This window comes from Microbacterium sp. BWT-B31 (assembly GCF_041379855.1).
Classification (GTDB): Bacteria; Actinomycetota; Actinomycetes; order Actinomycetales; family Microbacteriaceae; genus Microbacterium.
In genome coordinates this window covers 1-22638 of record NZ_JBFECU010000017.1, presented here as the reverse complement: position 1 = coordinate 22638, position 22638 = coordinate 1, and the positions used below count along the sequence as shown (strand labels likewise).

25 protein-coding genes, 1 tRNA gene, 1 other RNA gene and 3 pseudogenes are annotated in these 22638 nt (G+C 69.3%); 18 read left to right on the top strand and 12 right to left on the bottom strand.

Features of this window, described 5'->3' with window-relative positions; genetic code table 11:
- The first annotated feature begins 81 nt into the window (after positions 1-81).
- From AB1K54_RS14790 to AB1K54_RS14755, 8 genes are all read left to right on the top strand, one after another.
- Positions 82-345 (top strand): hypothetical protein, encoded by a 264-nt coding sequence (locus AB1K54_RS14790; protein WP_371203523.1) that lies wholly within the window; start codon positions 82-84, stop codon positions 343-345.
- 194 nt (positions 346-539) lie between these two features.
- On the top strand, positions 540-1727 hold the full coding sequence (locus tag AB1K54_RS14785) for a CpaF family protein (protein ID WP_371203522.1): 1188 nt from the start codon (positions 540-542) through the stop codon (positions 1725-1727).
- Complete coding sequence (locus AB1K54_RS14780; RefSeq protein ID WP_371203521.1) at positions 1724-2578, top strand: type II secretion system F family protein; 855 nt, start codon at positions 1724-1726, stop codon at positions 2576-2578. Before AB1K54_RS14785 ends, AB1K54_RS14780 begins: the two co-directional genes overlap by 4 nt.
- Positions 2575-3504: a type II secretion system F family protein gene (locus AB1K54_RS14775; protein ID WP_371203520.1), complete on the top strand. Its 930-nt coding sequence runs from the start codon at positions 2575-2577 to the stop codon at positions 3502-3504. The genes AB1K54_RS14780 and AB1K54_RS14775 overlap by 4 nt, the downstream gene beginning before the upstream one ends.
- Before the next feature lie 18 nt (positions 3505-3522).
- Positions 3523-3714, top strand: a complete 192-nt coding sequence (locus tag AB1K54_RS14770; RefSeq protein ID WP_371203519.1) for a hypothetical protein — start codon at positions 3523-3525, stop codon at positions 3712-3714.
- A 24-nt stretch (positions 3715-3738) separates the two neighbouring features.
- Positions 3739-4149: a TadE family protein gene (locus tag AB1K54_RS14765; protein ID WP_371203518.1), complete on the top strand. Its 411-nt coding sequence runs from the start codon at positions 3739-3741 to the stop codon at positions 4147-4149.
- Complete coding sequence (locus AB1K54_RS14760) at positions 4124-4618, top strand: TadE family protein (RefSeq protein WP_371203517.1); 495 nt, start codon at positions 4124-4126, stop codon at positions 4616-4618. The genes AB1K54_RS14765 and AB1K54_RS14760 overlap by 26 nt, the downstream gene beginning before the upstream one ends.
- Positions 4619-4623: 5 nt before the next feature.
- Entirely contained in the window at positions 4624-5064 is a 441-nt protein-coding gene (locus AB1K54_RS14755; RefSeq protein WP_371203566.1) for a pilus assembly protein TadG-related protein, read from the top strand.
- 37 nt (positions 5065-5101) lie between these two features.
- Here AB1K54_RS14755 and AB1K54_RS14750 read toward each other — a convergent pair whose 3' ends face one another.
- Both AB1K54_RS14750 and AB1K54_RS14745 read right to left on the bottom strand, forming a co-directional pair.
- Complete coding sequence (locus AB1K54_RS14750) at positions 5102-5833, bottom strand: alpha/beta hydrolase (RefSeq protein ID WP_371203516.1); 732 nt, start codon at positions 5831-5833, stop codon at positions 5102-5104.
- A gap of 164 nt (positions 5834-5997) precedes the next feature.
- Positions 5998-7278 (bottom strand): MFS transporter, encoded by a 1281-nt coding sequence (locus AB1K54_RS14745; protein WP_371203515.1) that lies wholly within the window; start codon positions 7276-7278, stop codon positions 5998-6000.
- A gap of 27 nt (positions 7279-7305) precedes the next feature.
- Between AB1K54_RS14745 and prfB the strand changes: the two genes are divergently transcribed.
- From prfB to smpB, 4 genes are all read left to right on the top strand, one after another.
- Positions 7306-8418 (top strand): peptide chain release factor 2, encoded by a 1113-nt coding sequence (gene prfB, locus AB1K54_RS14740; protein WP_371203514.1) that lies wholly within the window; start codon positions 7306-7308, stop codon positions 8416-8418.
- A 74-nt stretch (positions 8419-8492) separates the two neighbouring features.
- Complete coding sequence (gene ftsE, locus AB1K54_RS14735) at positions 8493-9548, top strand: cell division ATP-binding protein FtsE (RefSeq protein ID WP_371203513.1); 1056 nt, start codon at positions 8493-8495, stop codon at positions 9546-9548.
- Positions 9545-10459, top strand: coding sequence for a permease-like cell division protein FtsX (gene ftsX / locus AB1K54_RS14730; protein WP_371203512.1), 915 nt, complete (start codon positions 9545-9547; stop codon positions 10457-10459). The genes ftsE and ftsX overlap by 4 nt, the downstream gene beginning before the upstream one ends.
- Before the next feature lie 106 nt (positions 10460-10565).
- Positions 10566-11042, top strand: coding sequence for an SsrA-binding protein SmpB (smpB, locus tag AB1K54_RS14725; RefSeq protein WP_371203511.1), 477 nt, complete (start codon positions 10566-10568; stop codon positions 11040-11042).
- A 21-nt stretch (positions 11043-11063) separates the two neighbouring features.
- On the opposite strand, the gene AB1K54_RS14720 is transcribed toward smpB, so the two are convergent.
- The 3 genes from AB1K54_RS14720 to AB1K54_RS14710 are packed head-to-tail and all read right to left on the bottom strand — an operon-like array spanning position 11064 to position 14587.
- A complete protein-coding gene (locus tag AB1K54_RS14720; protein WP_371203510.1) occupies positions 11064-12524 on the bottom strand; it encodes an MFS transporter in 1461 nt (486 codons plus the stop codon).
- 48 nt (positions 12525-12572) lie between these two features.
- Complete coding sequence (locus tag AB1K54_RS14715) at positions 12573-13865, bottom strand: M20/M25/M40 family metallo-hydrolase (RefSeq protein WP_371203509.1); 1293 nt, start codon at positions 13863-13865, stop codon at positions 12573-12575.
- A 53-nt stretch (positions 13866-13918) separates the two neighbouring features.
- Entirely contained in the window at positions 13919-14587 is a 669-nt protein-coding gene (locus tag AB1K54_RS14710) for an SIMPL domain-containing protein (RefSeq protein WP_371203508.1), read from the bottom strand.
- A 281-nt stretch (positions 14588-14868) separates the two neighbouring features.
- Here AB1K54_RS14710 and ssrA point away from each other — a divergent pair.
- Positions 14869-15239: a transfer-messenger RNA gene (gene ssrA, locus AB1K54_RS14705) on the top strand.
- 36 nt (positions 15240-15275) lie between these two features.
- Here the strand turns inward: ssrA and AB1K54_RS14700 are convergent.
- Positions 15276-15506, bottom strand: a pseudogene (locus tag AB1K54_RS14700) (hypothetical protein); the annotation flags it as partial.
- Positions 15507-15771: 265 nt separating this feature from the next.
- On the opposite strand from AB1K54_RS14700, the pseudogene AB1K54_RS14695 reads away from it, so the two are divergent.
- The 3 genes and pseudogenes from AB1K54_RS14695 to AB1K54_RS14685 all read left to right on the top strand — a co-directional run.
- Positions 15772-15915, top strand: a pseudogene (locus tag AB1K54_RS14695) (helix-turn-helix domain-containing protein); the annotation flags it as partial.
- A complete protein-coding gene (locus AB1K54_RS14690) occupies positions 15916-16344 on the top strand; it encodes a Cro/Cl family transcriptional regulator (RefSeq protein WP_371203567.1) in 429 nt (142 codons plus the stop codon).
- A gap of 2 nt (positions 16345-16346) precedes the next feature.
- Entirely contained in the window at positions 16347-16934 is a 588-nt protein-coding gene (locus tag AB1K54_RS14685) for a hypothetical protein (protein ID WP_371203507.1), read from the top strand.
- 469 nt (positions 16935-17403) lie between these two features.
- Here AB1K54_RS14685 and AB1K54_RS14680 read toward each other — a convergent pair whose 3' ends face one another.
- Positions 17404-17985, bottom strand: coding sequence for a hypothetical protein (locus AB1K54_RS14680; RefSeq protein ID WP_371203506.1), 582 nt, complete (start codon positions 17983-17985; stop codon positions 17404-17406).
- Complete coding sequence (locus tag AB1K54_RS14675; protein WP_371203505.1) at positions 17982-18827, bottom strand: inositol monophosphatase; 846 nt, start codon at positions 18825-18827, stop codon at positions 17982-17984. Before AB1K54_RS14675 ends, AB1K54_RS14680 begins: the two co-directional genes overlap by 4 nt.
- Positions 18828-18921: 94 nt before the next feature.
- Here AB1K54_RS14675 and AB1K54_RS14670 point away from each other — a divergent pair.
- Positions 18922-18994: transfer RNA gene (locus AB1K54_RS14670), tRNA-Lys, on the top strand.
- Between the two features lie 195 nt (positions 18995-19189).
- Here the strand turns inward: AB1K54_RS14670 and AB1K54_RS14665 are convergent.
- Positions 19190-19543: a nuclear transport factor 2 family protein gene (locus tag AB1K54_RS14665; RefSeq protein ID WP_371203504.1), complete on the bottom strand. Its 354-nt coding sequence runs from the start codon at positions 19541-19543 to the stop codon at positions 19190-19192.
- Between the two features lie 170 nt (positions 19544-19713).
- Between AB1K54_RS14665 and AB1K54_RS14660 the strand changes: the two genes are divergently transcribed.
- Complete coding sequence (locus tag AB1K54_RS14660) at positions 19714-20049, top strand: NIPSNAP family protein (RefSeq protein ID WP_371203503.1); 336 nt, start codon at positions 19714-19716, stop codon at positions 20047-20049.
- Between the two features lie 60 nt (positions 20050-20109).
- Here the strand turns inward: AB1K54_RS14660 and AB1K54_RS14655 are convergent, their stop codons facing one another.
- The 3 genes and pseudogenes from AB1K54_RS14655 to AB1K54_RS14645 form a co-directional block, all read right to left on the bottom strand.
- Positions 20110-21303 carry a hypothetical protein gene (locus AB1K54_RS14655; protein ID WP_371203502.1) on the bottom strand — a complete coding sequence of 398 codons (1194 nt, stop codon included), beginning with the start codon at positions 21301-21303 and terminating at the stop codon, positions 20110-20112.
- A 433-nt stretch (positions 21304-21736) separates the two neighbouring features.
- Positions 21737-22501, bottom strand: a complete 765-nt coding sequence (locus AB1K54_RS14650; protein ID WP_371203501.1) for a metal-dependent hydrolase — start codon at positions 22499-22501, stop codon at positions 21737-21739.
- Between the two features lie 41 nt (positions 22502-22542).
- Positions 22543-22638: pseudogene (locus AB1K54_RS14645) on the bottom strand (IS982 family transposase); the annotation flags it as partial.

Here is a 22638-nt window from a genome sequence, read left to right as displayed (position 1 = left end):
GATCCGTCGTCAATGGCGGGCCCCTCGACGTCTTCGAGTCGGAGTTCTCGGTCCCCGTTCTCCCGGTTCGAAAGGATCATCATGGAGTTCGCACCTGCCCACTTCTCTCGCGAGGGGCGCTATTGGCTCGGAAGAGAGCAGGAGACCGGCAAGAGGTATCTCGCGATCCCGGTCGCCAACGGCATCGCCGACTACGAGGAGTACTACGAGTTGGCTCCTGATGACTACGAGCGCTTCCTCGCGGATTCCGAGGCGGCCACCGAGTTCGCGGACGAGTGTCGCGAGCGCAAGAACGATGAGCGACTCATCCGAAGGCCCGGTTGGAACCGCGGGATCCCGATGTGAAGCGCGCGCGGGCAGCTCCTGTGTGAACCGATCCCGCGGCAGCGTATCGACCGGGTCTGCGCGGAGCAGCTCCCGCTGAAGAGCATCACGGTCGGTTGCGGCGACCTGAAGCGTCCGTCCCGCTTCTCCCGTCGCGCGCGCCCGGCTGTGGATAACTTTCGGATGCCTCGGTGCGGTCTTGCGAGGATTCTCGTGTGACTTCCGCCGCTGCCCCCGCCGTGGTCGTGGAGCGCGTCCGGGAGCGGCTGCGCGCCGAGCGCGCCGACCCCGCGCGCGATCCAGAGTTCGCGGCGCAGATCGCTCGGGCAGAGGTCAGGCGGCACAACGACTTCGCCCTTGCGCGGGGGCTTGCCACCGTCGACGACGAGACGGCGTGCGTGCGCGATGTCTTGGCGACGGTCGCCGGTTACGGCCCACTGCAGGCGTACCTCGACGACCCGACGGTTGAGGAGTTGTGGATCAACGCTCCCGACCGCGTGTACGTCGCCCGCGGCGGAGTGTCGGAACGCCTGCCGATCGTCCTCACCGATGGCGCCGTGCGCGACCTGGTCGAGCGGATGCTTCACTCCACGGGCCGGCGCGTCGATCTGAGCCAGCCCTTCGTGGACGCGTCGCTTCCCGACGGGTCGCGGCTGCACGTCGTCATCCCCGACATCACCCGCCGGCACTGGGCCGTGAACATCCGCAAGTTTCTGCCGTCGTTCGGGGATCTGGCCAGTCTCGTCAGGCGTGGATCGCTCGCCCCCGAGGCGGCGACGTTGCTTCACGAGGCGATGGTGTCAGGTCGCAGCATCCTGGTGTCGGGGGCGACGCATGCAGGAAAGACGACCCTGCTGGGCGCCCTGCTCGCAGCGTGCGCGCCGGGCCAGCGGATCGTGACGGTTGAAGAGACCTTCGAGCTGTCCGTCGACTCCCCGGACCTCGTGGCGATGCAGGGTCGTCAGCCGAGTCTCGAAGGTACGGGCGAAGTCACCCTGCGACGCCTGGTGAAAGAAGCGCTGCGCATGCGGCCCGACCGCCTCGTGGTCGGCGAGGTGCGCGACGCCGAGGCGCTCGACCTGCTGCTGGCGCTGAACACCGGCGTGCCGGGGGCGGCGACGATCCATGCCAACTCGGCGCGCGACGCGCTCGCGAAGCTCGCGGCACTGCCGCTCCTGGCCGGACGCAATATCGACGCGGGCTTCGTGCGGCCCGCGGTGGCGAGCACGGTCGATCTCGTGGTCCATTGCGAACGGGATGCCGCGGGCCGGCGTCGCGTGGCAGAGATCGTCGAGCCGGCCGGGGTCGTCGATGACGTGATCGAGGCGCGCACGCTGTATTCGGCCGACGCGCCCGGCGCGCACGGGTCCAGCGCCCGGATGCACGCGGAGCCGGCGGCATGACCCTCGTCTGGGGCGCGACCCTCGCGGTCGGCATCCTGCTCGTCGTCTCGCCGTGGCTGTGGCCTGCGCGCGAGCGAGTCGAGGCGCCGGAACCGGGCATCGTTCTGCGCCTGCTCGAAACGGCCGGTCTCTCGCGCGTCGCGCCGATGTCGGTGATGATCGGTTGCGCAGCCGGCGCCGTGTTCGCTGCGGCGCTCGCGTGGCTCGTCACCGGGGTGGGGGCGCTCGTTCTCGTCGCCGCGGTCGCCGGGGCATCAGCCCCGATCGTGTGGCTGCGCGCGCGGGCGTCTCGTCTCATGCGGTCGCGGCGCGGCCTCTGGCCCGACGTCTGCGATCTGCTCATCGCATCGGTTCGTGCCGGGATGTCTCTGCCCGACGCGGTCGCGAGCCTCGCAGTGTCGGCCCCGGCAGCTCTGCGGCCGCCGTTCCAGCACTTCGCGCATGACCTGGCGGCGTCGGGGCACTTCGACTCGAGCGCGCAGCGGCTCAAGACGGCTCTCGGCGACCCCGTCGGCGACCGGATCATCGAGACCCTGCGCATGGCGCGTCAGGTCGGCGGCACCGAGCTCACGCCCGTGCTGAGGTCGCTGGCCGCATCGGTGCGCGCGGATGCGACCCTTCGCGCCGAGGTCGAGGCGCGCCAGTCCTGGATCCGTGGCGCGGCGGTGCTGGGCGTGGCCGCGCCGTGGGTGATCCTCGCCCTGCTCGCCCTGCGTCCGGAGGGCGCTCGCGCGTACGGGAGTCCCGAGGGCGTGGCGGTCATCCTCGTGGGTGCGGTGGTGTCGTTCGTGGCGTACCGGCTCATGATGCGGGTGGGGCGCCTGCCCGAACCGAGGCGGTGGTTCGGATGACGTTCGCTCCCACCGCGGCCGCGCTCGCGGTCATCCTCGGCGGCGCGCTCGGCGTGGGGATCTGCCTGCTCCTGTCGGTCGCACCGCGTTGGGGTGCTCCTTCCCTCAGCCGCCGGATCGCCCCGTACCTGCGCGACATCACCGACCCGCGGGGAATCGCGACGCCCCCGCCGCCGGCGTCGTTCGATCTGCGATCGCTCTTGCGTGCGACCCGGGACGGGTGGGCCGCGAAGCTCGGCGGCTCCGCCGCGATCGATCGACGGCTCCGCCAGGCCGGGTGGACGATGGATGCCACGGCCTTCCGCGGACGTCAGCTCATGTGGACGGTGGGCGGCCTGGCAACGGGCGGCGTCTTCGTGGTCGTGCTGGTGCTCGTCGGCCGTGCGTCGGTGGCGGCGATCCTCGTGCCGCCGCTGTTCGCGGTCATCGCGGGCCTTGGCGCCGATGCGGTGCTCACACAGGCCGCGCGTCGGCGCGCCGCGCGAATCCAGGACGAGTTGCCCACGGTGCTCGAGTTCCTGGCGCTGTGCCTGGCCGCCGGTGAGGGGATCTTCGACGCGCTGCGTCGGGTCTCGGGCACCGGGGCGGGCGAGCTGACCGCCGAACTGCGCACCGCGGTGGTCGCCGTCGGCACAGGGTCGTCGCTGACCGACGCGCTCACCCGTGTTGGGCGCGACCTCGACGTGCCGATGCTGGCGCGCGGGATCGACCAGGTCGTCGCCGCGATCGAGCGCGGAGCACCGCTCGCCGACGTCCTCCATGCGCAGGCGCTCGACGCGCGCGAAGACGCCAAGCGCACCCTCATCGAGCAGGCGGGCCGCAAAGAGATCTACATGCTCTTCCCGTTGGTCTTCCTGATCCTTCCCCTCAGCGTGCTGTTCGCGGTGTTCCCGGGGATCCTCATGCTCCGACTCGGAATCGGCTAGACGAAAGGCCTTCACGAAATGATCCGCTCCTTCTGCACCCGCACCGCCGCGCGTCTGCGCCTGGTGACCGACGACGAACGCGGCGACGTGCCCGGCTGGGTGCTCATCACGCTCATGACCGCCGGCCTGGTCGTTGCGATCTGGATGCTCGCCGGCCCCGCGCTCGCGGGCCTGTTCGAGCAGGCGATCGAGCGCGTCTCGGGTTTGTGAGCAGTGGCGCGCACGCGGGGGTTCGTGGCGAGGCTGCGCCGTGCCCTCGCCGACGCGCATCTCGATGATGCGGGATCGAGTCCGGTCGAGTTCGTCCTGGTCGGGTCGCTGCTGACCTTCCTCACCCTCGCCGTCATGCAGTTCGGGCTCGCTGTCTACGTGAGAAACGTGGTCCAGGATGCCGCGGTCGAGGGCGCGTTCCACGCGGCGCTCGCCGATTCATCGATCGAAGACGGTGTGCAGCGCACCGAGCGGATCGTCGCACGCGCGGTCGGACCGCAGTTCGCCGAGAGCATCGAGGCGCGTGAGACCGACGCGTTCGGCTACCCCGCCGTCGAGATCACCGTGAGCTCGACACTCCCCATTCTTGGGCTGCTCGGCGTCCCGCGCACGATGGAGGTGACCGCGCATGCCCCTCTCGAATCGTTCGACTGACCCCGACGCACCCGCCACCGTCATCCGCACCGCCGGCGACTCCGAACGCGGCTCCGCCTCCCTCGAGTTCATCCTCGTGGGACTGCTGATGCTCGTCCCGCTGGTCTATCTCGTGGTGACGCTGGGGCTCGTGCAGGGCCAGTCGCTCGGCGTCGAGGCGGGCGCGCGGCACCTCGCGCGCGCCGTGTCGACCGCGACGGATGCCGCCGACGCCGATGCTCGCGCCGAGCGCGTGTTGGCATCGATCGCCGACGAGTATGGGATGGACCCGTCCTCGATCGAGGTCGCGATCGACTGCCGACCAGCGGGCGCGAGTTGCCCGCACGCGGGGGCGATGCTGCACGTCACGATCGCGGCCCGTATCGCGTTGCCGCTCGCGCCGCCCGTGCTCGGTCTCGAGCGGTTCGCGAGCATCCCGGTCGAGGCGAGCGCGGTGCAGAAGGTCTCGCGTCTGTGGGGCGGCTCGTGAGCAGGCTGGTGGCGATCATCCGGGCGCGGCTTGCCGCGACGGCCGCGGGCGACGGGGGCAGCATCCTTCCCCTCACGCTCGGCTACGGCGTGCTCGCGCTCGTGCTGGTGCTGGTGTGCGCGGACGCCACGAGCCTCTACCTCCAGCAGAAACGCCTCGACTCGGTGGCGGATGCCGCGGCCCTCGCCGGTGCGGACGGGTTCGCATTCGACGTGGTGGGCGGCGCGCCCGTCGCGACGCTCACCGACGAGGGCGTGCGCCAGCAGGCCGAGGCGCTGCTCGCCGAGTCGGGAACCGCCGCGGTGCTCGTCGACGCAGGCACCCCCGATGGCACGTCGGCGCGGGTGACGATCGCGGGGACGTGGCATCCGCCCGTCCTGACCCTGTTCGTGCCCGACGGGCTCGCACTGGAGGCGACCGCGACCAGCCGCTCCGCGCTGCGCTGACCCGGCGAGCCGCAGCCCGCCGGGTCAGCCCGACGGGCTACCGCAGGTGCCGGGCGAAGAACCGTGCCGCGTCCTCGCCGGCGAACGCGGGCACACCCGTGTGCCCGCCCATGTTGGCGTGCAGGCTCTTCTCGCGGGAGCCGAAGGCGTCGAACAGGTCGAGCGCTGCCTGCCGGTCGTTCCCCTCGTCGTCCCACTGCAGCAGGACGTGCAGCGGGATCGTGACGCGGCGAGCCTCGTCGAACATGGCGCGCGGCACGAAGCTGCCGGCGAACAGCCCCGCGGCCACGATGCGGGGCTCGACGACCGCCAGCCGGACGCCGATCGAGATCACCCCGCCCGAGTAGGCGACGGGCCCGCCGATCTCGGGCAGGGCGAGGAGAGCGTCGAGCGCGGTCTGCCATTCCGGGACCGCCCGCTCGACCAGCGGCAGCACCAGCCGGTCGAGGGTGTCGGCGCTCACCTGCTCGCCGGCCTCGAGCGCCCGGCGCAGGTCGGCGCGGGCCGCCTCGAGGTTGCGCAGCCTCGGTCGGTCGCCGCCTCCGGGCAGCTCGATGGTCGCCGCCGCGAAGCCGTCCGCGGCGGCCTGCCGGGCTCGGGCCTCGAGGCGCGCGTGCATGCGGCCCAGTCCACCGGGGTGGCCGAGCAGGATCAGGGGGACAGGTGCCGAGACCCGCTCGGGCGTCCACAGGATGCCCGGGATCTCGCCGAGCGTGAAGTCGCGTTCGACAATCCCGTCGCCCGGACGCGGGTCGGAGGTGAAGTGCATGGTCGTGCCTTTCGGGAGTGCTGTTGAGCGGCGCTCCCGGCGACCTATCGCCCGACCGTGACTCCAGAGCGGAGCGCCCACGTCGATTCGTTCATGGGTGCCACCTCCTCGTCCTGTCGTACGGCCTGTGGAAGCTTAGCAACGGTCGCGCGGTGCCGTTCGCGTCAGCGCACGCGCGGCACGAACCGCGGCACCCACCGCAGGAACCCGAAGGCCCCGACGAGGCCGATCACGCCGATGAAGCCCGTGGCGATCGCGATCGACGACAGCGCCGAGATCGCCGAGACGAGCAGCGGCGCGGTCGCGCCCCCGGCATCGGTCAGTGTGCGCCACGACCCGAGGAACGGGGCGGGGTCGCTCTTGGGCGCGAGGTCGGCGCCGAGGGTGAGCAGGATGCCGCTGGACAGGCCGTTGCCCACCCCGAGGACGGCCGCGAACATCGCGAACCACATCGCCGACGCGTCGAGGTCGTGCGTGAAGGAGAGCGCGAGGAATCCCGCACCCATCAGCACCATCGCCGGAAGCGACGCCCACAGCCTGCCGAAGCGGTCCATCACCTGCCCGCTGGCGTAGAACAGGGCGAAGTCGATCGCGCCCGAGATGCCCACGACGAGCGCGATGGTCTGTGCGTCGAGCCCGATCGACACGCCCCACAGCGGCAGCACGACCTGCTTCGCGGAGCGGACGGCCGAGAGCGATGCCGCGGCCAGCCCGAGTCGCGACAGCACGGTGCGGTTCGCCCACATCGTGCCGAACACGCCGGGCACCCGTCCGCGGTCGGCCTCCGGCAGGGTCACCGTCCCCGTGATCGCCTCGCCGGTGTCTTCCGACAGCAGCGCGTCGTCGGTCCCGGAAGCCGCCTTCTCGGGGTCGGGCCCGAAGGTGACCAGCAGCCCTGTGATCAGCAGGCACGCGCCGAAGAACCAGATCGCCGCGTGCTCGTCCCCGAAGATGGCCAGCAGCGCCGCCGCCACGAACGGCCCGACGAACGCGCCGAGCCGGTACGTGCCGCCCAGCAGCGACAGCGCCCGCGCACGGAACGACAACGGCACGCGGGTCGTCATGAACGAGTGGCGCGCGAGGCCGAACGCCGCCGCACAGAACCCGATCAGAAAGACGGATGCCGCGAACACGCCGAGCACGGGCGCGAAGGCGAGCGCCACTACGCCGACGAGCGAGATCGCCGTGGCGATCATCATGGTGAGGCGTTCGCCGATCCGCGCGACGGCCCACCCCGCAGGGATGTTGCCGCACAGCTGACCGACGACCAGCGCCGAGGCCACGAACGCGGCGATCGGCACGGTGGCGCCCAGCTGTGAGGCGATCACCGGAATGAGGGGCACCACGGCGCCCTGCCCCAGTCCGTACAGGAGCGTCGGCCCGTAGATCATCGGAGCCAACCGCCACAGCAGCCCCCGCACGTCGTCTGCGGGGAGGTTCGTCACAGGTATCCACGTTAGTGTGGGTTCGACATGCTTGAATTCGATCCGTCTGAGGACATCCAGGCCCTCCGCTCCACGTTCGCCGACATCAAGGCGGTGGTCGACGTCCCCGCGCTCGAAGCCGAGATCGCACGTCTGAGCGAGGCGGCCGGCGCTCCAGACCTGTGGGACGACGTCGAGAAGGCCCAGAAGGTCACCAGCGCCCTCAGCCACCGTCAGGCCGACCTCAAGCGCGTCACCGACGTCGAGCGCCGCCTCGACGACCTCGACGTGCTGGTCGAGCTCGCCAACGAGATGGGCGACGAGGACACCGCCGAAGAGGCGCGCCGCGAGATCGCCGAACTCGAAGACATCGTCGGCCAGCTCGAGGTGCAGACGCTCCTCGACGGCGAGTACGACGAGCGATCCGCGGTCGTCACGATCCGCTCCGGCGCGGGCGGCGACGACGCCACCGACTTCGCCGAGATGCTGCTGCGCATGTACCTGCGCTGGGCCGAGCGCCACAAGTACCCCGCCAAGGTGATGGACACCTCCTACGCCGAAGGCGCCGGCATCAAGTCCGCCACCTTCGAGATCGACGCGCCGTACGCGTACGGCACGCTGTCGGTCGAGGCCGGAACGCACCGCCTCGCGCGGATCAGCCCGTTCGGGTCGGCCGACAAGCGCCAGACGTCGTTCGCCGCGGTCGAGGTCATCCCCGTCATGGAAGAGGCCGTCGAGGTCGACATCCCCGAGGGTGACATCCGCGTCGACGTGTTCCGCTCGTCCGGCCCCGGCGGTCAGTCCGTCAACACGACCGACTCCGCCGTGCGCCTCACGCACCTGCCGACCGGCATCGTCGTGTCGATGCAGAACGAGAAGTCACAGATCCAGAACCGCGCCGCGGCGATGCGCGTGCTGCAGACCCGGCTTCTGCTCCTCAAGCGTGAGGAAGAGGCGGCGAAGAAGAAGGAACTCGCCGGCACCATCACCGCGAGCTGGGGCGACCAGATGCGCTCCTACTTCCTGTACGGCCAGCAGCTCGTGAAAGACCTCCGCACCGGCTACGAGGTCGGCAACCCGGCGGTCGTCTTCGACGGCGACCTGGACGGCTTCATCTCGGCCGGCATCCGCTGGCGCAAGCGCAAAGACGACGACGACTGATCCGGATTCGGATGCCGCACCCCGCGGGTGTCGCTGATCGACCCGGGGCGACCCGCGCTTAGGCTCGTTAGGCCATGATCCGGTTCGAGAACGTCACGAAGCGCTATCGCGGCACAGCGAAGCCCGCGCTCAGCAAGGTCGACTTCGAGGTGCTTCGCGGTGAGTTCGTGTTCCTCGTGGGCGCATCGGGCTCTGGCAAGTCGTCGTGCCTGCGCCTCATCCTTCGGGAAGAGACGCCCAGCGACGGCCGCGTGGTCGTGCTCGGTCGCGACCTGCGGTCGCTGTCCAACCGCAAGGTGCCGTACTTCCGGCGCCACATCGGCGCGGTCTTCCAGGACTTTCGTCTGCTGCCGAACAAGACCGTCTTCCAGAACGTCGCCTTCACGCTGCAGGTCATCGGCTCCTCGCGCGGGTTCATTCAGCAGGCGGTGCCCGAGGTGCTCTCGCTCGTGGGGCTCGCCGGCAAAGAGAAGCGGTTCCCGCACGAGCTCTCGGGCGGTGAGCAGCAGCGCGTCGCAATCGCCCGGGCTCTCGCGAACCGCCCGCAGGTGCTGCTCGCCGACGAGCCCACCGGAAACCTCGACCCCGGGACATCCATCGACATCATGCAGCTGCTCGCGCGCATCAACGAAGGCGGCACGACGGTTGTCATGGCCACGCACGAGGCGGGTTTCGTCGACCAGATGCAGCGCCGCGTGATCGAGTTGCAGGACGGCGCGTTGGTGCGCGACGAGCGCCACGGCGGCTATGGCGACCGGTCCGGCCTGCCGAGCCTCGCGCCGGTGCCCGAGCGGGGTGCGGCGGCGGTGGCCGCGCTCACCGCCGTGCTCGAGCTGCAGCGCGAGATCAACGAAACCCCAGCGCAAGACCTCGAGCCGGCCGCCGCCGAGGCGGCCGAGGCGGCAGCTGACGCGGTCGTGGTGCCTGCGTCCGACCCCGCGGGCGACCTCGAGGGCGAGGCATCCGTTCCCGCCCCCGAAACAGACCAGAAGGATGCAGCGCCCCCGCGCGCAGCGACGATTCCGCTGGTCGAGCTCGGCGAGGGCGACATCGCCGAGCTGGGCCTGGCTGAGAAACTCGGGCTTCGCGACGCCGACGACGACCACGACCAGGTGGGGCCGACGGCATGAGGGTCGGGCTCGTTCTCTCCGAGGCGTTCAGCGGCCTGCGCCGCAACGCCTCGATGGTGATCTCGGTCGTGCTCGTCACGTTCGTGTCGCTCACCTTCGTCGGCGCGGCGATCCTCATGCAGCTGCAGATCGGCACCATGCGCGACTACTGGGTCGACCGCGCGCAGGTCGCCGTGTACATGTGCACGTCGATCTCACAGTCGCCGACGTGCGTCGACGGCGTCGCCACGCAGGAGCAGCTCGACGCGGTGACCGAGAAGCTTCAGGGCCCGGCGCTGGCGCCGCTCATCCGCGACGTGCGGTTCGAGAACCGCGACGAGGCGTATGCCAACGCGATTCGGCTGCTGGGCGAGCAGTACGCGAGCGTCATCACGCCCGACCAGCTCAACGAGACGTTCCGCATCAACCTCGTCGACCAATCGCAGTCCGACGTGATCGTCGAGGCGTTCACCAACCAGCCGGGCATCGAAGAGGTTCGCGACGAGCTGCAGTACCTCGATCCGATCTTCTCGGCCCTCACGGTCGCGACCTACATCGCGGTCGGGATCGCGGTGCTCATGCTGATCGCGGCGGTGCTGCTCATCGCGACCACGATCCGGCTGTCGGCGTATGCGCGACGGCGCGAGATCGGGATCATGCGCCTGGTCGGGGCATCCAACCGGTTCATCCAGACGCCGTTCATTCTCGAGGGCGTGTTCGCGGCGCTGCTCGGCTCGGTGCTCGCCAGCGCCGCCGTGGTCGCGGGCGTGCACTTCGGCGTCGAGCAGTACCTGCGCGGGCGGGTCGAGTTCGTCACGACCTGGATCGACATGTCCGACGCGTGGCTGGTGGTTCCCGTGCTCGTGGTGATCGGCGTGCTCCTTGCCGCCCTGTCGGCCGGGTTCGCGATTCGGCGCTGGCTGCGCGCCTGAGCGCCCGCGGGCGTCGGATAGACTGACAGGCTGCCGCGCGCCCTCGACCGTCGGGGACACACCGTGCGGCCCGATCGTGCCGCGTCGTCGGCGAGGGGAGTGCGTCATGCCCAGGGAACGCGGTGAGAAGGTCGTCGCGACCAACCGGCGCGCCCGGCACGAGTACACGATCGAGAAGACCTACGAAGCCGGGCTCGTGCTGACCGGCACCGAGGTGAAGTCGCTGCGGCAGGGCCGCGCGAACCTGTCCGACGGGTACGCGTTCATCCAGGGCGGCGAGGCCTTCCTCGACGCGGTGAACATTCCCGAGTACTCGCAGGGGCACTGGACCAACCACGCGGCCAAGCGCACGCGCAAACTGCTGCTGCACAAGGACGAGATCGTGAAGCTCTCGCACGCGATCTCGGCGGGCGGCTACACGCTCGTTCCGCTGTCGCTGTACTTCAAGGACGGCCGCGCGAAGGTCGAGCTTGCGGTCGCGAAGGGCAAGCGCGAGTTCGAGAAGCGGCAGACGATCCGCGAACGCGAAGACAAGCGCGAGGCCGAGCGTGCGATGCGCACCCGCAACCGCCTAGGCGAATGACGGTGCCCGGCGGGGGGCCGACTACTGCGGCGTGCCCGGCTGCGCCGCAGCCTCCTCGACCGCGCGGTCGCTGAACGCCTGTTTCGGCACGAACACCAGCAGCACGGCGGCGACCAGCGCGGTGACGCCGCACACCACCCACACCGTGACGTAGCCGGCGAACGATCCGGCGGTGCTCTCGGCCGCCGCATCCGCAACGCCCTGCAGCAGTGCGATGCCGAACACGCACGACGCGATTGCACCGCCGACGGTCTTGACCGAGTTGGTGAGGCCTGTCGCGACGCCGGTCTGAGTGGGGGGAGCAGCGGATGCCGCCGCTGCCGGCAGCGCGGCGACGAGGGCTCCTGAGCCGAGGCCCACGATGACCATGTTCGCGATGACCTGCAGGTACGCGGCGTGGAAGGGCAGGAAGAGCAGGAACCCGACACCGACGAGCACGGCGGCGCCGATGAGAGTGAGGCGCGGCGAGGTGAGGCGGGCGATGAGCGGGAAGAGCAGTGCGCCGGTGATCATCGCGATGAGGTAGACGCCGATGATGAGCGAGGTTTGGAAGCCGGTCGTGCCGAGGCCGTACCCGTACACCTCGGGGTCGGTGCGGGCGAACGTCGACAGCGGCGCCTGCGCCCCGAGCACGCTCACGCCGAACAGACCCGCGGTGAGGAACACCGGTCCGAGCGCCGCAGAACGGAACATGCGCACGTCGATGAGCGGGTCGTCGTGGCGCAGCTCCCACAGGGCGAACGGCACGAGCAGCCCGACGCCGATGACCACGACGAGCCATGCCCACAGCGAGCCAGGGCCATTCAGGCGCAGCAGGCTCAGGCCGCCCGTGAACGCGATGAGCGCGATCGAGAGGAGGACCAGGCCAACGGTGTCGAGGCGGCCGCCCGTCGGGTCGGGGGACTCCTTCACCCCGAACAGCACGACGAAGAAGCACGCGACCACGAGCAGCGCCGGGACCAGGAGCACGATCGTCAGCGGCAGCGTGTCGACGAGCTGCCCGCCGACGAGGGCGCCGATGATCGCGCCGGACTCGAGCGCGGCGACCAGGAACCCGGCGGCACGGGCGGTGATCGTCGCGCGCCCCTCCATGCGCCGCGAACGCGACCAGATGAGCGCGATCTCGAGTGGAAGCCACACGACGTAGAACCCCTGAATGGCCCAGGCGGCGAGGAAGAGCGCGAACGAGTCGGTGAACGGCAGGACGAGGGATGCCAAGGCGGTGATGGCCGTCGAGATCACCAGCATGCGCTTGTGCCCGACCATGTCGCCGAGCTTCGCGAAGGCTGGCACGACCAGCGCCGAGAGCATGAGCTGCGTGCCCTCGAGCCAGTTGACGTCGGCGTCGTGGATGCCGAGATGCCGCGCGATGTCGGTCAGCATCGGGGTGTAGTAGCCCTGGATCACGCCACTTGTGAACTCGACGAACGCCAGGAACCCGACGACGCCGGCCAGTGTGCCGATGGTGACACGACGCGTCATCCGCGCTCCTTTGCGATTGCCGCCCCCTATCGCGTCGAGGGGGTCGGTTCACTGTAGCCGCTGCAGCAGCGCGCGATGGAATCGCTCCCCGCGCTCCAGGGCGGCGACCTCGACGCGCTCGTCGACCCCGTGGATCGACCCGCGCTGCGCCGCGGTCATCTCGATCGGCGCGAACCGGTAGACGGCCGGCGAGAAGCGGTGGAAGTGGCGCGAGTCGGTCGCGGCCATCATGACGTAAGGGACGGTCGCTGCGTCCGGATGCGAATCGCCCACGGCAGCAGTGATGAGGGCGAACTGCGGATTGCCGGTGGGGGACTCGGGCGACGGTTCGTCGCCCTCGACGACCTCGACCTCGACCGCGCGGTCGCCGATGCGTCGGTTCACGCGCTTGACGGTGCTCGCGACGGTCTCGCCCAGTGCGATCCGCAGGTTGAGGGTCGCCGAGGCCTGCGACGGGAGCACGTTGGCCGCCGTTCCGCCGGACTGCATCGTGGCGGCGACCGTCGTGCGCACGAGCGCGGCCGGCTCGCCGCCCATCGCCGCGAACAGGCGGGCAGTGAGCCGCGGGGCGCGTGAGAGCAGCCGGTACAGGATGCCGGGGAGCCCCGGCGTGCGGTCGGCGAAGAGGCGCAGCATCCGTGCGATCGCGGGCGGCGTGCGCGGACGGAACGTCGACGGGGTGAGCCGGTCGACTGCGCGCGCGATGCGCCCGACCGCGGTGCGGGCAGGGGGAGCCGAGGCGTGCCCGCCCTCGCCGCGCGCGGTGAGGCGCAGCGTCAGCACTCCCTTCTCGCCGACGCCGACCATCGCCGCGTGGCCCTGCACGAAGGGCAGCGGTGCGTCGACCACCGCACCGCCCTCGTCGATCACGAGCCACGGCACGATGCCGCGGTCGCGGAAGGATGCCGCGATCCGGTGCGCCGCGCCGCCGTAGGTCTCTTCGTTGCCGCCGAACGACAGATAGACGTCGCGCGCAGGGGTGAAGCCTTCGGCCAGGAGGTTCTCGACGGCGTCGAGGATCACCACCAGCGGGCCCTTGTCGTCGAGCGCTCCGCGCCCGTACACCCACCCCTCTTCGATGCGCCCGTCGAACGGGGGATGGGTCCACGCGTCGCTCTCATCGACCGGGACCACGTCGAAATGTGCCATCAGCACCACGGGGCCGTCCGGCGCCTCGCGCCGCCCTCGCCATCGGTAGACGAGCCCGAGGTCGTCGTGCCGCTCGAGCTCGAGATGCGCGTGCACGAGCGGGTACAGCTCCGGCAGCAGGTCGATGAACCCCTCGAAGGGCGCGGCGCCGCGCTGGTCGAGCTCGGCCGACACGGTGGGCAGCCGGATCATGCGCGAGAGGCGATCGGCGATGCCGGGGCGGGGCGCGGCGGCCGGCGCTGGACTCATCGGGCCGTGAACTGCGCCTCGACCGCGGCTGACACCACGATGTCTTCGGGCTGGAGGCTCACGGTGGGAGCGTCGGCCCCGTCACCGGTGGCGTAGGCCGCGCGAGCCATGCGGGGTGCTTGCAGCGCGGTGACGGACTCCTGCGCGAGAAGGCCGACGTCGGCGATCTGCGCGGGCGAGACGGTCGTCAGCCCGAGGGCGGACGCGTACGCCGTGGCGCGGGCCACGGCCACCTGCACGGCCTCGGCGGCGGTGTCGCGCTCGACCGCGACGCGGGTCTCGGGGGTGAGCTGCCAATCGATCCAGCGCAGCTGCACGCCCTCGCGCTCGGCGACCTCGGTCGCCCACCACGACAGTGCGGCGAAGTCCGTGAAGGTCGCCGTGACGGCGACGGAGGCGTAATGCACCGGCGCGAGCCGCTTGCCGTTGGGATTCCACGGCCGCTCGGACCACACCGAGACGCGCTGGCTGGTCCACTCCTCGACAGTGCCGGCCTCTTTGCGGGCGATGAGGTCGTCGCGCACGGGCGCGGTGAACGCCGCCATGCGCTGGACCACTGCGCCGCGCTCGGGGCCTTCGGCGCGGATCGTGAGGTGCGCGACTGCGCGTTCGGGCTGCAGGCGGGTCTCGTGCTGGCCCCTGACCGAGATGGTGACGTCGCTCATGGATGAGAGCCTACGCGGAGGGTGCGACGATCAGCCCGCATCTTTCGCGGCATCACGAAGGAGAGCCGGTCGCCGCGCGGCGACTGACGCACATCGCCCACCGGTGCCGTCGCGAAGGTCCGTCGTGTCCGCCGAGGTCCAGCCGTTCCGAAGAGCATCGGGCCGACCCAGGAATGGCCGTGGAGCGGCATCCGGTGTAGTCTGGAGTGCTCGGATGCCCCGGCACCCGAGCGAACACAACTCCACAGCGTGACAGCGGCCCTCTCTGCGAGAGGACTCACGGGGATGATCGGTTTCGACATCGCCTGCGAATCTGCGAGAAGCGGGCCGAGGATGCAGGGTTATCTCGTTAACGCCCTCTGCAAACCAATAACTGCCGAAACGAAGCAGTCCGAGTTCGCCCTCGCTGCCTGAGCAGCGAGCCCGACTCCGTCAATCCGTGACTGATCCCGTCACGGTCCTTGGCGTCATCTAGGGATCTTGCTGCGTGACGACGCCTGAGCGTCACGCGGGACTCTTATCAGGCTGGGCTCGTCGACTTAGGTGTCTGTGACAAAGGTCGGAGCCGAGCAGAACGCTCGCACAGACTGCGCCCGGAGAAGCCCCAGGCTTTCAGCGATGGACGGGGGTTCGATTCCCCCCATCTCCACCAGCCGTTGTCACAGAAGAGGGTCAGAAGCCCGCGGAATCACGCGGATTTCTGGCCCTTTTCGTTTCGTTGGCTCCAGCGCCGATTCGCGATTCGCCGCAATTTGCCCACACTTTCGGGGCTCGACCTCGGATCTGCCCACAACTCATACCTGAATGATCCGGCGAGCGCGGCGACGTCGGCGAGATCGTCCTCGAAGAGTTCGGCGTAGGTGTCGAGCGTCATCGCGGCGGACTTGTGGCCGAGCATCCGCTGCACCGCCGGGACGTCACCTGGAGACGCCGCCTCCGCGATCTGTCGGAATCTCTCGTCCAACTTCATCGAGAGGAAGCCAAGCTACTGCGCGAGCGCGACTCGCTCGTCGCAGACCTGCGCGATCAAGGCGTGCCCTGGTCTTCACTGGCGATGCGCACGGGCCTCAGTCGCCAAGCGCTGAGCAAGCGCGCTGTCGCCCACGAGAGCGAGCTTTGCGGACGGCGCCGCGGATTAAGGGTAGAATATGACTCTGAAGTCATACTCGTGATCGGAGGGTGCAATGAGTGCTTCAACGCTCATCCGCGCCGCTCGCAAAAGTCGGCGACTCACGCAAAAGCAACTCGCAGAGCGCACTCGCATCGATCAGAGCCGTGTTTCCAAATCTGAGGGCGGCCGCGATACGGAGTTCGGCACGGTAGAGCGATTGCTCGCAGGCGCGGGGCATCGGCTGTACTCCGCGCCTACCCAGCGCGACGACGCGGCGACCGCGGGCGAAGAGATCCGGCGGCGCTTGGCGGAGGGCGACACGGACCGCGCTCTCCGTGCGCTCCTGCAGCTCAACGACAACTTGCTGGCCGAGCGAGGACTGGTGCGAGGAATTCTCGGACTCGCCGAGCCGGCATCGACGCAGCATCAAGTGTGGGATGCCGCGCTCGCCGGTCTCGTCGCCTGGCGGTTGCGCGAGGAAGGGCTGCCCGCACCCGAGTGGGTGTCTGATCCCAGCCGATATCTCCATACGCCCGCGACGCTCGAGGTCGACCCGGCCGACCCGACTCCGCCCACGTCGGAAGTGCCCGACGAGTTCGCCGAGCGCGGCGTGCTCGTCTGGCGCGACACTTTCGCGAGCGTCTGAGCATGGCGACGACTCTCGGCAGGGAGGACATCCTCGACGGGCTCAGGGCGCTCATCACGGAGCTGCGCGCCTCTCGCCAGGTCGCAGGTATCCGGATCGTCGGTGGAGCTGCTCTGGCGCTGCGCTACTTCGACCGTGGCACGACGCAGGATCTCGACTCGCTCCACATCGATCCGGGAAGCGACGACGAAGTCACAGCGGCCGCCGCGAAGGTGGCTCAGTCCCGCGGGTGGGATCCGGGCTGGCTGAACTTCGACGTCGAAAAGGCTGATGCGCTTCCCACGTTCGGCCGCAGGCCTGTCGAGTGGGAGACCATCTACGACCACGACGGCATCGTGATCCAGGTTGCGGCGAAGGAAGCGATGCTGGCGATGAAGCTGCGCGCCAACCGGCCCGGTCGCGATACGAACGACATCCGCCAGCTCCTGCGGCTGTGCGACGTCACGACACTCGATGAAGCCGAAGAGCTCTACGAAGACTTCTATCCGGGCGATGCACTCTCGGATCGTGCCGTGAAGATGGTCGTCGCCATCCTCGAGGGCGGGCTACCGGACGAGGTTCCCTCGCCAGGGCCGATCGAACTCCAGTGACGCGATCGAGATGACACCTCGATGAGTGCTCCGACGGCGAGAGGACAGTGCTCGGGCCCCGCTCCGCTCCCGCCGCTCGCTCTTTGCAGACTCCGCGCTCCGCGCTCCGCTTAGCAACCGCTCGCTCTGGGCACTACGCCGACCCGACCATTGATTCGGCCGGCTGTCGGAGCGACCTCCAATCTGAGCGCGCGGGGGAGGCGCAGCATCCGATTTGCCCACAATCGAGGAGAATCGGCACCGATCCAGACGGTTCGGGACGGTTCAAGAAGACCTGAACACTCGCGTAATTCCGCGGTTCTGGGCCCGATTCCGCGAAACGGCGCGAAGGCTACGCAGAATTCGATTCCCCCCATCTCCACCAATGCCGTTGTCACCACGAGGAAGCCCCTCGATCCCGCACAAGAGGAGGGATCGAGGGGCTTTCGTCGTCTATGGCCACCCTGCTCGCGACGGCCCTGCCCGAGCGTCAGCCCTGCGGCCAGTCGACCAGCAGCAGACCGAGTTTCGTGTCGGCCATCTTCACCGTGCCGCCGGTGAAGAAGTATGTGATGCCGTAGCCGTCGGCGTCGGTCGTCATCGCCGATTCGGGGTTCTCGGTGATGTACACGCCGCCGTCGGCCTCTTGACGCGTCCAGCCCTGCGCCACCAGTTCGTCCTGCGCCGTGCGCGCCGCGTGGTCGGGTGCGAGCGCCCAGCCGAAGACCTGCACGCGGTCGCTTGCAGGCCCGGTGAAGTCACCCCACACGCACGTGAGACCGTCGAACTGCGTGGAGCCGATGTAGAACGGGTCCTGGCGGGGGGCCCAGTTCACCTTCGCGAAGTCGGCGGCGGTGGTGGCGTCGATGATCGTCTCGCACGTGGGCTCAGCCGCCGGGGTGGACGGGACGGGCGTCGGAGTGGACGCCTCGGCAGGCTGCTCTACGGCGGGAGCGGTCGCGACGGCTTCGGGATCGCTGGTGCTGCCCGTCTCGGAGGCGCAGGCAGACACCAGGAATGCCGCCGCGGCGATGGCGAAGGCTGCGCCGAGGCGGGGGAGGGGGCGGATCATCGGGGGTTCTCCGGGGGGATCGGGGTGTGCAGAAGGTCGAGGAAGGTCTGGTGCAGGGCGCCGTTGGTCGCAAGCGCCGAGCGCTGCGAGATCGACTCCGAGCCGTCGAAGGCGGTGAACCGTCCGCCCGCCTCGGTGACGATCGGCACGTGCGCGGCGATGTCGTACTCCTTGACATCGAACTCGGCCACCAGCTCGAGGCGGCCCTCGGCCAGCAGCATGTATGGCCACGCATCGCCGTACCCGCGATCGCGCCACACCGAGGAGGTCAGTCGTTCGAGGGCGTCGAGCTCGCCGGCATCCCGCCACTGGGCGATGCTCTGGAAGCTCACGCTCGCCTCGCCGAGAGCCTCGATCGTCGAAACCGAAAGGCGACGGATGCCGCCACCGGTCGTGTTCGTCCACGCGCCGAGCCCCGTCGCACCCCACCAGCGCCTGCCGATCGCGGGCTGGCTGACGACGCCGACCTGCGGCGCCCCGTCGATCGCGAGCGCGATGAGGGTCGACCACATCGGGATGCCCTTGAGATAGTTCGCGGTGCCGTCGATCGGGTCGATGATCCACTGCCGGCGCGCGTCGCCGGTGATGCCGTACTCCTCGCCGAACACGCCGTCGGCGGGGCGCTCGGCCTCGATCAGGCCGCGAATCGCACGCTCGGTCGCGAGATCGGCCTCGGTCACATGCGTGGCGTCCGCCTTGACACTGACCTCGAGGTCGGCGGCATCGAAACGGGCCATGGATGCCGCATCCGCCGCATCGGCCAGCCGCAGCGCGAGCTCGAGGTCGGCCTCGAGGCTCCACCCGGGCACGCCGCCGTCAGCGGGTGAAGAGGGGGACGTCACGTGACCAGACTAAGCGTCGATTCCCGCGCTCGATTTCACGGTGACACAATCGTGATGCTAGAGTTGATCCTCGGTTGCCCGCGAGGTCAACTGCGCGCCTCTAGCTCAATCGGCAGAGCAATTGACTCTTAATCAATGGGTTCAGGGTTCAAGTCCCTGGGGGCGCACCGCCTGAAAAATACCCGAGCCCCGTGATTCTCACATCACGGGGCTCGGGTTTTCGGTCTTTGCGGGGCATCTCGGCGAGTGCTTGCGCGTGAGGCTGCGCTGTCGCCTCTGCGCAGAGGCTTCGACGCGCGGCAGGGGGAGGCGGCACGGACCGGTGCAGGTGGCTGAGCGCGCCCACCATCCCGACGCGGCGGTCACTCATCGACCACCAGCGCCGGTTCGTCTATGGCCCACTTCCAGGTGCCGTCGTGCTGGCGGCGGGCAACCTCGGCGGTGACCGTACCTCCGGGCAGTCGTGTGGAGGTCAGCGCGAGGTCGCCGTTGATGATCGCGTCGGCCTGCTGGCCGAGCGTCACGGTGATCCCCGTGGCCAGCAACTCCGTCCAGAATCGACGGATCGGGGCAGATCCGACGGCCTGTCTGTCGCCGCTGCCGAGTATCGCATCATCTTCGTAGAGCGCGACGAGCCCTTCGACGTCACCACTGTTGACGCGTTCCACCAGCAGCTGTGCGAGACGGTTGGGCTCGTTTGCTCGTTCGATGATCATGAATGCTCTCCGTTCGGGCCTTACGCGCCCGGATCGTTGTCTTCGGCAGTTCGGCCGATGTTGATGCCCGCTGGGCTGTGACTCTATCCAGGGGCGCCGACACCCGACTCTGGGCAACCCGAACGAGGTGCTGCTGTCGGATGTGCGCCGCAGGCCGATAGATTCGACGCGTGATCGTCGAAATCCGCACGTATCGGCTCAAGGCCGGTGAGCGAGACGAGTTCGTCCGCGTCATGCTCGAAGAATCTGTGCCGCTGCTTCGTTCATCGGGTATTCGGGTCGTTTCGGCCGGAGGATCACTTGGTGATCAGGATGAGGACGCGTTCCTGATTCGCGCGTTCGGCTCGCTCGCGGAGCATGAGGAGCAGGAAGCCGCGTTCTACCGCAGCGACCCGTGGGTCACCGGACCCCGCGAAGCGATCGTCTCCAGAATCGAAAGCTCGCACAATGTGTTGATCGAACTCTCCGAGGATCAGGTCGACGCTCTGGAGGGCATCCCGCACTGAACGGGGCCAGAGCGGCCGTACCCACTCCACGAGCGGGCCGGCCGTCTCTGCTCTGGCGTCTCACCTCTCGGCGCCGGGGCCGCCATTCGGCTCATCGGCCCTGCGGCGGTCGACCGCAGGCACGCTGGTCGCCCAGTGCGTCGCGCCCACGATGACGCCGCCCAACGCGAGTGCCGCGAATGCCAGCGCTGCCGGTAGCGCGGGCGCGGCGCCGGTGACGGCCAGCGTCGACACCTTGGCTGGCGACGCGGTCCCGGGAATGTGTTGCGGGGTCTGGTCGTCGGCGGGCGGTGTTGCTTGATCGGGCGGTGTTGTTTGTTCGGGCGGTGTTGTTTGTTCGGGCGGCGGCGTGGGTGCTCCGACCTCGACATGCACCGTGAAGGTGACCGAGCGCATCCACTGGTCGACGGCAGTGATCTGCACCTCGTCAGGACCGGAGTAGCCGGCTGCGGGAGTGTAGCGCAGGGTCTGGCCGATCAACTCGACCCTGGCGCCGGTCACCCCTGCCGGTCCGGGATCGAAGGTCCAGCCCGAAGGCAGGACGACATCGACCTCTGTCTGGAATGGGGTGGCAACCCAGATGTCGCCGATCAACGCGACCGGAGGCAGCACCGTCAGCATCAGGGTGGCCCAAGTCTCGGTGCCTCCTGGAGGAGTGATCGAGTAGGAGATGACGAACACGCCGGTCTGTCCCTGCACGACCGTCACGAGCACCGTCTTGTCTGCACCGACGATCCACATCGAGAGCCCGCTTCCAGGCGTGTCGAGTGCGACCGTCGACTCCGGCGGTGCCCCAGCGGCCGCCAGCACGTCGAAGGGCGCCGCGGTGTCACCCATTGTGATCGTCTGTGTCAAGTGCTGCGCGACGATGTCGGCCTGCACCTGCCAGGTGAACGCGAAGGTGCCGCTCGCTCCCTGCGCCTCGTTCGGAACGTCCCACGGCACACCCAAGGTGAGCGTGAACGGCGCAGTGGACTGTCCGGGCTGAAGGACCGCGTCTGCCCAATCGGTCGTCCAGAGGAAAGTGAACTCGGCGGCGGAGCCGTCCACCGACGAGCCGGAGAAGTCGACCGATACGTTCACCGCGAGGTCGTTCACCATCGACATGGGGCCGAAGGTATAGCACGCGGCTGGCCGGACCCTGTCCGGAACGGCATCACCGAACACGAGCGGGCCGGCCGAGGTGATCGAGATGTCTGAAGCGGGCAGAATGACGCAGGGATCGTACTGCTCCGGGTTCCACTGGTCGTACACGGCGTCGGGGTTCTGCCAGGAGGGCGCCTCGGCGTGGGCGGCCAGCGGCAGCGCCAGCACGAATATGCTCGCCGCCACCGCGGACGCGATGGTTCTGTATGGAGTGCGCATGACGAGTCTCCTCTTCGCACCAGGGTCCGCGGACTCCAGAGGAATGGGATCGTGGGTTCGTCGCCAATGCCCGACCCTCACGGCGAGAGGGGCGAAACCGCCTCGATCTGGGTGAGGCGATCAGACTCTGAGCGCGACTCACCGATCCGACAGCCGTCGAGGCGTGCGCGGCCGATGAGCCATGGATGGATCAGGAACTTCGTCGAATCCGGACTCTCCTTTGTGAGAGAGGGACCTAATTATCGGGGGAAATTAGTATATCACACACAACTCCCGGCGCTGTGGGCGGAGGAGGGCGCGGCCGCACCGCACGCTCGTTCGCTTAGATCGGGCCGTAGACGACGAGCGCCGACGCACCCAAGCCCCATAAGGCGTAGCAAGCCAACGGGAGTGTGAGCAGCCACTCGCGTTTGGAGCCCGCGTGCCCGAGGATCGGGATCGCGAAACTGCCGTTCGCCTTCCACACCTGGCTGACGATCGGCAGCCCGCGCACGAATCTGGGCGCCCTCCAGCGCAGCGGCCAGAGGATCGGCACCCCCTCGACCGTGAGCACATCCCCGATGAGGTGCGCGACGAAGCCCACCCCGATGCACACCGGCAGCCAGGAGACCGCGTGAGGACCCGATGCGAGCACCGCTGCCGCCGCCAGGGCGCCGACCAGCCACGCCGTGGACCAGCTCTTCACCAGTGTGAGCACCTTGACGGCGAACGCGGTGCAGGCGGCGACCGCGGCGGCCGACCCGAACTGCAGCGGATGATCCCACCCCTGGGGGGTCCACTGCACGAAGGAGAGCCCGATCGTCGCGGTGATGACGCCGACGAGCGCGAGCAGCGAGTGCATGCCGTGCCGGTGTCCGCCGCTCAGCGTCTCGACCGCGCCCGCCGCGACCTTGCCCAGCACCGGGACCGAATGGGCGATCGTCGCGTTGTGGTGATCGGCGTCCGGCAGCAGTGCTGCGCCGGCGGCGACGAGTGCGCCGAGCAGGACTGCCGACGGCGCGAGCGGGTAGAGGCCGAGGGCGGGTACAGCGGTGGCGGTGACGGCGACCCAGGCGGCCGCTCCGCTGATCGCGTGCGAGCTTCCCATCATGGGCGGTGGTACTCCTAGATGAGTGAGTCCGATCGTCTTCAGTGGTCGTAGGCGATGAGGGAGCGTTTGGCGGGGGCGCCGGTGACCCAGTTGTGCCAGATGCCGGCGGCGAGGGCGAGGAGTCTGGCGGCGAC

Excerpts from the sequence above, each read along its gene's own strand:
- AB1K54_RS14790 (WP_371203523.1), top strand. The coding sequence starts at position 82 with ATGGAGTTCGCACCTGCCCACTTCTCTCGCGAGGGGCGCTATTGGCTC.
- AB1K54_RS14780 (WP_371203521.1), top strand. The coding sequence starts at position 1,724 with ATGACCCTCGTCTGGGGCGCGACCCTCGCGGTCGGCATCCTGCTCGTC.
- AB1K54_RS14775 (WP_371203520.1), top strand. The coding sequence starts at position 2,575 with ATGACGTTCGCTCCCACCGCGGCCGCGCTCGCGGTCATCCTCGGCGGC.
- AB1K54_RS14770 (WP_371203519.1), top strand. The coding sequence starts at position 3,523 with ATGATCCGCTCCTTCTGCACCCGCACCGCCGCGCGTCTGCGCCTGGTG.
- AB1K54_RS14760 (WP_371203517.1), top strand. The coding sequence starts at position 4,124 with ATGCCCCTCTCGAATCGTTCGACTGACCCCGACGCACCCGCCACCGTC.
- AB1K54_RS14750 (WP_371203516.1), bottom strand. The coding sequence starts at position 5,833 with ATGCACTTCACCTCCGACCCGCGTCCGGGCGACGGGATTGTCGAACGC.
- prfB (WP_371203514.1), top strand. The coding sequence starts at position 7,306 with ATGCTTGAATTCGATCCGTCTGAGGACATCCAGGCCCTCCGCTCCACG.
- ftsE (WP_371203513.1), top strand. The coding sequence starts at position 8,493 with ATGATCCGGTTCGAGAACGTCACGAAGCGCTATCGCGGCACAGCGAAG.
- ftsX (WP_371203512.1), top strand. The coding sequence starts at position 9,545 with ATGAGGGTCGGGCTCGTTCTCTCCGAGGCGTTCAGCGGCCTGCGCCGC.
- smpB (WP_371203511.1), top strand. The coding sequence starts at position 10,566 with ATGCCCAGGGAACGCGGTGAGAAGGTCGTCGCGACCAACCGGCGCGCC.
- AB1K54_RS14720 (WP_371203510.1), bottom strand. The coding sequence starts at position 12,524 with ATGACGCGTCGTGTCACCATCGGCACACTGGCCGGCGTCGTCGGGTTC.
- AB1K54_RS14715 (WP_371203509.1), bottom strand. The coding sequence starts at position 13,865 with ATGATCCGGCTGCCCACCGTGTCGGCCGAGCTCGACCAGCGCGGCGCC.
- AB1K54_RS14710 (WP_371203508.1), bottom strand. The coding sequence starts at position 14,587 with ATGAGCGACGTCACCATCTCGGTCAGGGGCCAGCACGAGACCCGCCTG.
- AB1K54_RS14685 (WP_371203507.1), top strand. The coding sequence starts at position 16,347 with ATGGCGACGACTCTCGGCAGGGAGGACATCCTCGACGGGCTCAGGGCG.
- AB1K54_RS14680 (WP_371203506.1), bottom strand. The coding sequence starts at position 17,985 with ATGATCCGCCCCCTCCCCCGCCTCGGCGCAGCCTTCGCCATCGCCGCG.
- AB1K54_RS14665 (WP_371203504.1), bottom strand. The coding sequence starts at position 19,543 with ATGATCATCGAACGAGCAAACGAGCCCAACCGTCTCGCACAGCTGCTG.
- AB1K54_RS14650 (WP_371203501.1), bottom strand. The coding sequence starts at position 22,501 with ATGGGAAGCTCGCACGCGATCAGCGGAGCGGCCGCCTGGGTCGCCGTC.